Origin of the sequence: Burkholderia puraquae (assembly GCF_002099195.1) — a bacterium.
Classification (GTDB): Bacteria; Pseudomonadota; Gammaproteobacteria; order Burkholderiales; family Burkholderiaceae; genus Burkholderia; species Burkholderia puraquae.
Genome location: NZ_NBYX01000002.1, coordinates 469,177 through 481,703, shown reverse-complemented (window position 1 = coordinate 481,703; position 12,527 = coordinate 469,177). Strand labels below are relative to the sequence as shown.

At 67.1% G+C, this 12,527-nt stretch carries 2 protein-coding genes; both read right to left on the bottom strand.

The window, feature by feature from the left end; genetic code table 11:
* Positions 1-216: 216 nt before the first annotated feature.
* On the bottom strand, positions 217-939 hold the full coding sequence (locus tag B7G54_RS06550) for an OmpA family protein (RefSeq protein ID WP_085038334.1): 723 nt from the start codon (positions 937-939) through the stop codon (positions 217-219).
* Positions 940-1,034: 95 nt separating this feature from the next.
* Positions 1,035-12,224 (bottom strand): YadA-like family protein, encoded by an 11,190-nt coding sequence (locus B7G54_RS39575; RefSeq protein WP_279628048.1) that lies wholly within the window; start codon positions 12,222-12,224, stop codon positions 1,035-1,037.
* Between the last annotated feature and the right edge of the window lie 303 nt (positions 12,225-12,527).

Here is a 12,527-nt window from a genome sequence, read left to right as displayed (position 1 = left end):
CCGGCGACGGCGCTCGCGCGCGTCGTGGATCGTAATTGGGCGCTATCTTCGCATGAAACCGGGGTGGTATCCATGAATCGGGCCAACGGCCGGGAGCCGGTTTGTACGGGCGCACAAAAAAAGCCGCCGGCTCGTTGAGAGCGGGCGGCTTCGGGTCTATGCCGGGCCGAGAAAGCGGGCGCGTCAGCGGCACCCGCCACTCAGCGCATCGTCAAGTCATCGCGCGTCGATCCGGATCTCGACGCGACGGTTCTGCGCGCGGCCTTCGGCCGTTGCATTGGTCGCGACCGGATCGGCAGCGCCCATGCCTTCAGACTGGAACGACTGCGCCTTCAGGCCATTGCTGCTCAGATAGCTCATCACGTTACGCGCCCGTGACGCCGACAGCGCGAGGTTGTGGGTCTTGCCACCCGTCGAATCCGTGAAGCCCGTGACGGTCACGCGGCGGAACTCGACGCCGCGATTGATCTCGATGAAGCGGTCGAGCTGGTTGCGGGCCTGCGGCGACAGCGCCGCGCTGTCGAGCGCGAAGTTCGCGTCGCCCTGCAGCAGCACCTGGCGCTGCGGCACCGGCTGCGGCGCGGGGGCCGGCTGCGGTTGCGGTTGCGCGACCGGCGCCGCGACGGGCGCCGGCTGCGGCTTGCCGCACATGAACGTGATCTCGCGCGGGTCCTTCATCGGCGAACGGCTGTACACGCGGTCGATCATCTCGAGCGGCGTGAAGCCCTTGCCCTGGCAGAACTCCTCGGCCGCGCGGGCGCAGGCGTTCGCGCTGCCCAGCAGCCCGTCGCAGCTCACGCGGAACACGTTGTCCGGCTTGCCCGGGATCGATACCGCGCGAATGTCGTAGGTGAGGCCCGATTGCGTCGTACACGCACCGAGTGCCATCGCGATTGCGCCGATCGAGGCGGCGCGCAACAACAAGGTGGAAATTTTCATGATGAAAACGTCCGCCCGAAGGCGGACGATAAAAAACGGGTTAATGGAAAGGGATCGGGAGCGGCACGGGCGGGGCTTGCGCCCCGCCCTGCGCATTACCACTGATACGAAGCGCCCACGCCGACGGTGTTGCCGCCGCTCGACAGGCCCACGCCGGCCTTCATCTTCAGGTTCTGCGTGATGCGCGCCTCGCCGCCGAACGCCACGGCCTGATAGCCCTGGAACGTCGCGCCGCCGATACCGAACGACAGCGTCTTGCCCGGATCGACGCCCGGAATCATCGTCAGCGCGGTGGCCGCGGCGATACCCGAGTACGCGTTGCGCGACAGCTCGTTCATCTGGCCCTGCATGCCGCCCATGGCCCGGTCGAGCTGACCCTTCGTCGCCGCGTCCGTCGCGTTCACGCCGTCCGCCAGGTTCGAGATCGTGCGCTGCTGCGTCGCCGAACCAACCGACACGGTGTTATCGCTCGTCGCCACCGAACCTGCGCCCAGCGCGACCGAGTTCGAACCGGACGCGTTCGCGCCTTCACCGATCGCGGCCGACTTGCTGCCCGATGCGTTGGCATTGCTGCCGATCGCCGTCGCGCCTTCCGCCGAGCTCTTCGCGCTCGAGCCGATCGCAACACCGTTGCTTCCCGACACGTTCGAACTCGAACCGATGGCCGTGCCGTTGTTCACGCCGTCGCCGACCACCGCGCCCGAACCGGCCGCCGTGTTGCCCACGCCGGTGCCGGCGTTGGCTGGGGTCGTGCCCGTGCCGATGTCGGTACCCGCGAAGTAGTCGCTGCCGCCCGAACCGCCGCCCGGAGGCGTACCGCCGCCACCGCCGGGGTTCTCCTCGAGCCGGCCGACGCGATCGTCGATACCGCCGATCTTGTCGCTCAGTTCGCTCAACTGGCCGAAGTTGACGGCGTCGTACTGGGTCGTGCCGTCCGCGACGTTGCCGAGTCGTACCGGTGCCGCGCCCGTCCCGCCGAGGGTCACCGAACCGTAGTTCGGCGTGCCGTCACGGTTCAGGTCGTAACGCACCGCCAGCGAATCGGTCGCGCCGTACGCCGCCGCGGCCTGGACTGCTTCCGCCACGGTCTTGTACTTGCTGCCGTTCACTTCGATCGCCGTATCCGCGAGCTTGCCGTCCGCATCGACCGTCGTGCCGCCGCCGATGGTGTCGGCCACGCTCTGTGCCGTGCCATACAGCTGCGAACCGTTGATCGCGTCCTTGCTTGTCGCGTTCACCGCACCCGCGCCCACCCCGGTCAGCACGCGCTCGCCTTCCGTGCCGGCGAAGTTCACGGTCTTGCCGTCCGTGTTCTTCGCGACCGTGATGTCGCGCGTGTCCTCGTCCTGCTGCACGAGGCCGATCGAACCGTGGACGAGGCTGCTCGAGATGTTCTCGAGCGCATCGCCGACGTTGTCGAACTTCTCGTTGTTGACCGTGTACGTCGGATTCGTCACGTTGCCGTTCGCGTCGACCGTCGCGCCGCCGCCCAAGGCATTCGCCACGCTCTTCGACGCCCCGTACAGCTGCGAGCCGTTGATCGCGTCCGTGCTGGTCGCGCTCACCGCGCCGGCCTTCACGTTCGTGATCGTCGTGCCGTCTGCGCCCGCCAGCGTGACCTTGTCCTTCGCCACGTTGTCGTACGCCACCGCCAGCGACGTCAGGCCCGCACCCGGGTTCGTCGGATCGACCGGCGCAACCAGGCCCGCGTCCTGCAGCTGGCCCAGGTTGATCGCGTCGTGACGATCCACACCGGCCGCGACGTTCTTCAGCGCCACCGGCGTCGTTGCGTCCGCACCGCCCAACGTCACCGAGCCGCGGTTCGGCGTGCCGTCCGCATTACGGTCGTACGTCACCGCCGCAAGCGCCTGACCCGTCGCCGGATCGACCAGACCCGAGTCGGACAGCTGCTTGTTGATCACGGTGATGTTCTCCGTGTTCGTCGACGTACGGCCGTCGAGGTTCGCGAGCGCATCGCCCACGTTGTGGTACTCGGTCTTCGTCGAGCCGTCCGTCGGGTCGGCCAGCGAATACGTCGGGTTCGTCACCTTGCCGTCCGCGCCCACGGTCGAGCCGCCGCCCAGCGAATCGGCCACGCTTTGCGCCGTACCGTGCAGTTGCGAACCGTTGATCGCGTCCGTGCTGGTGGCCGTTACCGCACCCGCCTTCACGTTCGTGAGCGTCGTGCCGTCCGCGCCCTTCAGCGTGACCGTGTCCTGATCGACGCCGTCGTAGACGACCGCCAGCGACTTCAGACCCTTGCCCGGGTTCTCCGGATCGACCGGCGCAACGATGCCTGCGCTTTGCAGCTGGCCCAGGTTCACTGCGTCGTTCGCGTCCACGCCGTCGGCGACGTTCTTCAACGCCACCGGCGTCGTTGCGTCCGCGCCGCCGAGTGTCACCGAGCCGCGGTTCGGCGTGCCGTCCGCGTTACGGTCGTATGTCACCGCGGCAAGCGCTTGCCCCGTCACCGGATCGACCAGACCCGAATCGCCGAGCTGCTTGTTGATCACGGTGATGTTCTCCGTGTTCGTCGACGTACGGCCGTCCAGGTTCGCGAGTGCGTCACCCACGTTGTGGTACTCGGTCTTCGTCGAGCCGTCCGTCGGGTCGGCCAGCGAGTACGACGGGTTCGTCACCGTGCCGTCCGCGCCCACCGTCGAGCCGCCGCCCAGCGCATCGGCCACGCTCTGTGCCGTGCCGTGCAGCTGCGCGCCGTTGATCGCGTCCTTGCTCGTCGCGCTCACGTCGCCCGCCGCCACGTTCGTCAGCTTCGTACCGTCCGCGCCACCCTTCAGCGTGATCTGGCCGAAGTTGACCGAATCGTCCGCGTTCTTGTCGTACGTCACTGCCGTCGTGGTCAAGCCCGCACCCGGATTCGTCGGATCGACCGGCGCAACCAGCCCTGCGTCCTGCAGCTGGCCCAGGTTGATCGCGTCGTGACGATCGACACCGTCCGCGACGTTCTTCAACGTGACAGGCGTCGTCGAACCCGCGCCGCCGAGCGTCACCGTGCTCTTCGTCGCATCGTCGTACGTCACGGCGGCAATCGCCTTGCCGTCGTCGCCGATCAGGCCCGAGTCCTTCAGCTGGCTCACGTTCACCGCGTCCATGTCGGCCACGCCGGCCTTCACGTTCGCGAGCGTCGTACCATCCGCGCCTTGCAGCGTGACCTTGTCCTTCGCCGTGCCGTCGTACGTCACCGCCAGCGAGCGGCCCGTGATCGGGTCGATCACACCGCCATCCTTCAGCGAGTTCTCCAGATCGCCCACACGCGTGTTCGTCGCGAACAGCTGCGAACCGTTCACCGCGTCGTGGCTCGTCGCCGACAGCACGCCGTCCGCCACGTTGTGGATTGCCACCGGCGTCGTTGCGCCCGTGCCGCCCAGCGTGATGGCGTTCTTCGCTGCGTCGTCGTACGTCACGGCGAGCGAGGTCAGGTTGCCCGAACCGTCGTCGCCAACCAGGCCCGCTTCCTTCAGCTGGCCGAGGTTCAGTGCATCGCCGTCATCCGTCGCGTCTGCGACGTTCTTCAACTGCGTCGGGCCTTCGCCATGACCCAGCGTCACCGCGCCGTAGTTCGGCGTGCCGTCTGCGTTACGGTCGTACGTCACTGCAGCGATCGCCTTGCCGTCGTCGCCGATCAGGCCCGAGCCCTTCAGCTGCGACACGTTCACCGCATCCATGTCGGCCACACCGGCCTTCACGTTCGACAAGGTCGTGCCGTCAGCGCCCTTCAGCGTGATCTGGTCGTGGTTGATCGTGCCGTCCGCGTTCCGGTCGTACGTCACCGCTGCCGACGTCAGGTTGCCCGCGCCGTCGTCGCCCACCAGACCCGCGTTCTTCAACTGGCCGAGGTTCAGCGCATCGCCGTCATCCGTCGCGTCTGCGACGTTCTTCAACTGCGTCGGGCCTTCGCCATGACCCAGCGTCACCGCGCCGTAGTTCGGCGTGCCGTCTGCGTTACGGTCGTACGTCACGGCGGCAATCGCCTTGCCGTCGTCGCCGATCAGGCCCGAGCCCTTCAGCTGCGACACGTTCACCGCATCCATGTCGGCCACACCGGCCTTCACGTTCGCGAGCATCGTGCCGTCCGCGCCCTTCAGCGTGACCTTGTCCTGATCGACGCCGTCATACGTCACCGCCAGCGACTTCAGCCCCGCACCCGGGTTCGTCGGATCGACCGGCGCAACCAGCCCTGCGTCCTGCAACTGACCCAGGTTGATCGCGTCGTGACGATCCGTGCCGTCCGCGACGTTCTTCAGCGCCACCGGCGTCGTTGCGTCCGCGCCGCCCAGCGTCACTGAACCGAGGTTCGGCGTGCCGTCCGCATTGCGGTCGTACGTCACTGCCGCGATCGACTGGCCGGTCACCGGGTCGACCAGACCCGAATCGGCCAGCTGCTTGTTGATCACGGTGATGTTCTCCGTGTTCGTCGACGTACGGCCGTCCAGGTTCGCAAGCGCGTCACCCACGTTGTGGTACTCGGTCTTCGTCGAGCCGTCCGCCGGATCCGCCAGCGAGTACGTCGGGTTCGTCACCGTGCCGTCCGCGCCCACGGTCGAGCCGCCGCCCAGTGCATCGGCCACGCTTTGAGCCGTGCCGTGCAATTGCGCACCGTTGATCGCATCCGTGCTGGTGGCGCTCACGTCGCCCGCCGCCACGTTCGTCAGCTTCGTACCATCCGCGCCGCCAGCCAGCGTCACCTGCCCCTTGGTTGCGTCGTCATAGGCGACTGCCAGCGGGTTGCCCGGACCGCCTTCGCCCGGGTTGTCGGCAACGTACTGCTTCATCTGGCCGAAGTTGACCGCGTCCGTGTTGTCCGTCGCCGCTGCGACGTTCTTCAGTTGCGTCGGGCCTGCGCCGTTGCCGAGCGTCACCGCACCGTAGTTCGGCGTACCGTCCGCGAGACGGTCGTACGTCACCGCGGCAAGCGACTTGCCGTCGTCGCCGATCAGGCCCGAGCCCTTCAGCTGCGATACGTTCACCGCGTCCATGTCGGCCACACCGGCCTTCACGTTCGCGAGCGTCGTGCCGTCAGCGCCCTTCAGCGTCACGGTGTCCTTCGCGGCACCGTCGTACACCACGGCCAGCGATTCGCCCGTCACCGGATCGATCACGCCGCCATCCTTCAGCGAACCCTCCAGATCGCCGACGCGCGTGTTCGTCGCGAACAGCTGCGAACCGTTCACTGCGTCCGTGCTGGTAGCCGACAGTTCGCCCGCCTTCACGTTCGTGATCGTCGTGCCGTCGGTGCCCGCCAGGGTGATCTGGTCGCGGTTGATCGTGCCGTCCGCGTTCCGGTCGTACGTCACCGCTGCCGACGTCAGGTTGCCCGCGCCGTCGTCGCCCACCAGGCCCGCGTTCTTCAGCTGGCCGAGGTTCAGTGCATCACCGTCGTCCGTCGCGTCCGCGACGTTCTTCAGCTGCGTCGGGCCTTCGCCATGACCCAGCGTCACCGCGCCGTAGTTCGGCGTGCCGTCTGCGTTACGGTCGTACGTCACCGCAGCAATCGCCTTGCCGTCGTCGCCGATCAGGCCCGAGCCCTTCAGCTGCGAYACGTTCACCGCGTCCATGTCCGCCACACCCGCCTTCACGTTCGCGAGCGTCGTGCCGTCCGCGCCGGCCAGCGTCACGGTGTCCTTCGCGGCACCGTCGTACACCACGGCCAGCGATTCGCCCGTCACCGGATCGATCACGCCGCCATCGCGCAGCGAGTCCTTCAGATCGCCGATGCTCTGGTTCGTCGCGAACAACTGCGAGCCGTTCACCGCATCCGTGCTCGTCGCCGACAGTTCGCCCGCCGCCACGTTGTGGATCGCCACCGGCGTACCGGCATTGCCCAGCGTGATCGCCTGATGCGTGCCGTCGTCGTACTTCACCGCGTCCGGATCGCCACCGCTCGCGGCGATCGCGTCGAGCGCGTCGCCCACGTTGTTGTAGTCCTTTCCGCCCACGCTGTACGTCGGCTGCGTGACGCTGCCGTCCGCGCCCACGCCCGCACCGCCGCCGAGCGCGTTCGTCACGCCCGTCAGCTGGCCCACGTTGACCGCGTCCGTCGTTTGCGTGCCGGCTGCCACGTTGACGATCTGGCGTTCCGCGCCAGCACGGCCGATCGACAGCGCGTTCGCACGGTTCGCGAGCGAGTTGTCGCCGAGCGCGATGCCGCCGTTCGTCGTGGCCGTCGCGCCGGAGCCGAGCGCCATCGCGCCCTCGACGTTACGTGCGACGTTCGCGCCGGTGCCCATTGCGATCGAGTTCGTCGCACCCGCGCGCACGTTTGCACCGCTACCGACCGCAACCGAGCCCGTGCCGATCGCCTGGACGTCGTTGTTGCCGATCGCCGTCGCGTAGTCCGCGTTGGCCTGCGCGTTCGCGCCCATCGCCACGGCCTGCGTGCCGTTCGTCTGCACGTTCGAACCCATCGCGACCGAGTACGGCTGGCCGGCGCCCGTCTGCGCAAAGCTGCCGATCGCCACCGAGTTGTCGGCAAGCGCACCGCTCTGCAGACCGACCGCCACTGCATTCGCGCCGCTCGCGACCGTCGACGAACCGATCGCCGCCGCCGTCGCCGTGCTCGGATCCGCGCCGTTCAGCGAAGCCAGGTTGTCGCCGCGCACGCCTTCGATCGCGACCAGCGGATCGGTGACGTCCATCAGCGACGCGCGCGAATTCATCTCGTTGAGCGCGCTCTTGGTCTTCTCGTCGATGGCCGACGAGAAGCTGTCGATCGCCTGCTGCGTCTTCGAGTTCACCGACGTCGACAGGTCGTTAAGCGCTGCGTACAGCTGTCCGCCGTTGACCGCGTCCGTGCTTTCGAACCCGACATCGCCGTCCGCGACGTTGACGATCCGGCGCTCGTTGCCGACGCTGCCGACCGACACGACGTTGTTCTGGTTCGCGACCGAGTTGTAGCCGATCGCGACCGAGCCGGCGCCGGACACGCGTGCGCCGCTGCCCAGCGCCAGCGCGTTCGCACCCGCGGCCTGCGCACCGGAACCGATGGCGACCGCCAGCGCGCCCGTTGCGAGCGCGGGCGTGCCCGTCACCGGGTCGGCGTTGACCTTGACGAAGCGCAGATCGGCGGTCTTTACCCGCTCTTCGAGATCCGACAGGCCCGTGTTCATCTGATTGACGTTGACCGCGTCCGTGCCGTCGACACCCGCCGCGACGTTCTTGATTTGCGTCGGGCCTGCGCCGTTGCCCAGCGTCACCGTGCCGTAGTTCGGCGTGCCGTCCGCGTTGCGGTCGTACGTGACCGCGGCAATCGCCTTGCCATCGTCGCCGATCAGGCCCGAATCCTTCAGCTGCGATACGTTCACGGCGTCCATGTCGGCAACGCCGGCCTTCACGTTCGACAGCGTCGTGCCGTCAGCGCCTGCCAGCGTGACCTTGTCCTTTACGGTGCCGTCGTACACCACGGCCAGCGATTCACCCGTGACCGGATCGATCACGCCGCCATCTTTCAGCGAGTCTTCGAGGTTACCGACACGCGTATTCGTCGCGAACAGCTGCGAACCGTTCACCGCGTCCGTGCTCGTTTCCGACAGTGCGCCCGCGGCCACGTTGTGGAGCGCCACCGGCGTACCGGCGTTACCCAGCGTGACGGCCTGCTTCGTCGCATCGTCATACGTCACGGCGAGCGACGTCAGCTTGCCGTCATCGCCTTCGCCCACCAGGCCGGCGTTCTTCAACTGGCCGAGGTTCAGCGCATCGTGGTCGTCCGTCGCATCCGCGACGTTCTTCAGCTGCGTGGGGCCTGCGCCGTTGCCCAGCGTCACCGCGCCGTAGTTCGGCGTGCCGTCCGCGTTGCGGTCATACGTGACCGCCGCAATCGCCTTGCCGTCGTCGCCGATCAGGCCCGAATCCTTCAGCTGACCGACGTTGACCGCGTCGGTATCCTGCGTGCCGGCCGCAACGTTGACGATCTGGCGTTGTTGCGTAGCCGAGCCGACCGACACGGTGTTGTCGCGATCCGCAACCGAATCCGCGCCGAGCGCAACCGTCGATTCGCCTTGCGCACGTGCGCCCGCTCCAAGCGCCGAGCTGTCCTTGCCTTGCGCGTTTGCCGCGGCGCCAAGCGCGATCGCGCTCGCACCGCCGGCGGAGGCCCGCGCACCGATGGCGGTCGCCGCGTCGCCCGTTGCGTTCGCCGCCTCACCGAATGCGGAAGACGACGTCCCCGACGCGCTGGCCGCGTCGCCGAATGCCGAGCCCAGATAGCCGGCATAGGCGCCCGCGCCCACGGCCGTGGCAAAACCGCCGGTAGCCGTTGCGCCCTCGCCGATTGCCACCGCGCCGTCGCTCAACCCACCGCCGGCGGCGATGCGGCTATCCGCGTATGCACCGCCACCGATCGCAATCGCGCGTTCGGAGGCTGCCGTCGCAGGCGGCGGCGTGCCGTCGTTGCTCCGGACCTTGATCAGCGTGTCGTCCGCCTTCGTCGCAAGCGCATCGTTCATCTGGCCGACGTTGACCGCGTCCATGTCGGCCACACCGGCCTTCACGTTCGCGAGCGTCGTGCCATCCGTGCCTGCCAGCGTGACCTTGTCGCGGTTGATCGTGCCATCCGCGTTCCGGTCGTACGTGACCGCTGCCGACGTCAGATTGCCAGCGCCGTCGTCGCCCACCAGGCCCGCGTTCTTCAGCTGGCCGAGGTTCAATGCATCGTGATCGTCCGTCGCGTCCGCAACATTCTTCAGTTGGGTCGGACCTGCGCCGTTACCCAGCGTCACCGCGCCGTAGTTCGGCGTGCCGTCCGCATTACGGTCGTACGTCACCGCGGCAATCGACTTGCCGTCGTCGCCGATCAGGCCCGAGTCCTTCAGCTGGCTCACGTTCACCGCGTCCGTGTCGTCGACACCGGCCTTCACGTTCGACAGTGTCGTGCCGTCCGCGCCCGCCAGCGTGACCTTGTCCTTCGCGGCACCGTCATACACGACAGCCAGCGATTCGCCCGTCACCGGATCGATCACGCCGCCATCGCGCAGCGAGTCCTTCAGATCGCCGATGCTCTGGTTCGTCGCGAACAACTGCGAGCCGTTCACGGCATCCGTGCTGCTCGCCGACAGCACGCCGTCGGCCACGTTGTGGATCGCCACCGGCGCACCGGAGTTACCCAGCGTGACGGCATTCTTCGTCGCGTCGTCATACGTCACGGCGAGCGACGTCAGGTTGCCCGACCCGTCGTCGCCGACCAGACCGGCGTTCTTGAGCTGCCCGAGGTTCAGCGCATCGTGATCGTCCTTGGCATCCGCGACGTTCTTCAGCGCGACAGGCGTCGTTGCGCCCGCGCCGCCCAGCGTCACGGTGCCCTTCGTTGCGTCGTCGTACTTCACCGCATTCGGATCGGCGCCGCCATTCGCAGCAAGTGCGTCGAGCGCATCGCCCACGTTGTGGTAATCGGTGCCTGCCACGTTGTATGTCGGCTGCACGATGCTGCCGTCCGCACCCACGCGTGCGTTGCCGCCGAGGGCATTCGTCACGCCCGTCAGTTGGCTCACGTTGACCGCGTCGGTCGCACCCGTACCAGCAGCCATGTTCGTGATGCGCCGCTGCAACGTCGAAGAACCGACGGAGACAGTATTTGCCGCGTCAGCAACGCTATCTCTGCCCAATGCAACCGAATACCGGCCGCCCGCGGTCGTATTCGCTCCCAACGCCATCGAACCGAGTGCGGCAGCCGAGCTATTCAACCCCAGCGCAACGGCAAAGCCGCCACCCATGGCATTGGCATTTGCGCCCACCACGGTCGCGCCCGACCCCGAGTGCGTGGCATTCGTCCCGATCATGATCGAGTCGGTGCCGCCAGCTGCCGCGCCATTACCGATTGCGATCGAGTTGGATCCGACTGCCCCGGCGGGAGTCGCGGACGCGCCAGGGCCGATCGCAATCGAATTCGCCGAAGTGACAACAGAGCCCGCGGCCGTGCTGTTGACTTTGAAATAGGTATTGTCGACTTTCGTCGTGAGAGCAGTGTTCATCTGCCCGACGTTCACGGCATCGGTGTTCTGCGTACCCGCGGCCAGGTTCGTGAGCTGCCGCTGTCGCGCGGACGAACCCACGGAAACCGAGTTGTCCCGATCCGTTGCCGAACCCGCGCCCAGCGCCACAGCATTTGCATTGTTCGCCTGAGCCAGGCTACCGATGGCAACCGCACTCGCTCCGGCCGAGCTCGCGCGCTCCCCCAGTGCGGTGCTCGACCCGCCGCTTGCATTCGCGAGCACACCCATCCCGACCGCGTTCGTGGCGCCTTGCGCCTGATAACCGATCGCCGTGCCGTAAGTACCACTGGTGCTCGCACCACGGCCGACCGCGATGGCATTGGCGCCGACAGCGCTAGCCGTATACCCGAGCGCAGTTGCGCCGTCGCCGGTGGCAGCCGAACCCGAGCCAGCTGCAGTGGCCCGGCTGGCGCTCGCAGCCGCCGCTTGCCCCAACGCGGACGCATTGACCCCCGCCGCATTTGCACTCGTGCCGACCGCGACACTTTCCGATCCGGTCGCTCGCGACAGCGTGCCGATGGCGGTCGCGTTCTGGTTGCTCGCTACCGTATTGCCACCGACTGCCACCGCCGAAACACCGGTCGCGCGTGCATTCCCGCCCACCGCGGTCGCGCTGTTGCCCGCAGTCGCCACGGCGGCCGTCGCCGCCGCGTAATTACCCGTACTGACAGCCACGTACGGGTTGCCCGCCGTCGCAACCGCCGCATTCAACTGATTCAGGTTAACGGCATCCGTCCCGGCCGTACCGTTCGCCAGGTTCGTGATGCGGTGGTTCGTCATGCTGGCGTTGCTGTCGAAATCCACCGGGCCCCTGAGGTGCACGCCGGATCCGCCGAGCAGGAAAAGATGCCCATCGACGGTGCCGCTGATGCCCGCCTCGGTCGCGGCGCTTGCCTGACCAACACCCCCGCCATTGACGTTACTGTTGTTGTACAGCTGGAACGACCTCTCGTGGCCTTCGCTGAGCCTGAAGTTCTGGATCGCGCCGCCGCATGCCGCGGTAGTCCGAGTGCCGGCGATATTGCCGCCGCCGAACGTCGTTCCGGTCGCGCCGGTTCCAGGTGCACAAAGCGTCAACGACCCGCCGCCGTTCGCAGCCTGCGCCATCGCATCGACCGACATCGTCCCGCCGCCGACCCCGGCCATCACCGCGACCGCTGCCGTCACCGACGACTTCATCGTCGAGTTCGCTTTCGATTTCGTGCGCATCCGCGCCGTCTCGGGCGCTGCCGCCCATGTGCCCGTCGTCGCGTTCCAGACGGTTCGATAAGTCTTGTTCACGTTGATAGCCTCTGTAGAAGGAGAAGAAAGGACGTACCTCGTCCACAGATGCCAATGTATTGATCGCCTGTCATTTGGTTAATCAGACGGCCGGACGTGTGATGACTTATTTTGTAGGACCCGTCCTATCCTGACGTTGCTTGACAATCGCCTGTGCCAAACCGCCGCGAATGCTACGTTCTCTTGATCGATTTTCGATTTGATTTGACATGCGCGCGCGGCGGGATTTATATACGCATCGCGCAAGTGCTCGAACAAATAGGACTGGTCTTAGTCATTGCCCTCGACTGTTTCGGGTTGCCC

What these genes read in the sequence shown, in the direction of transcription:
- B7G54_RS06550 (WP_085038334.1), bottom strand. Translation starts at nt 939, where the DNA reads ATGAAAATTTCCACCTTGTTGTTGCGCGCCGCCTCGATCGGCGCAATC.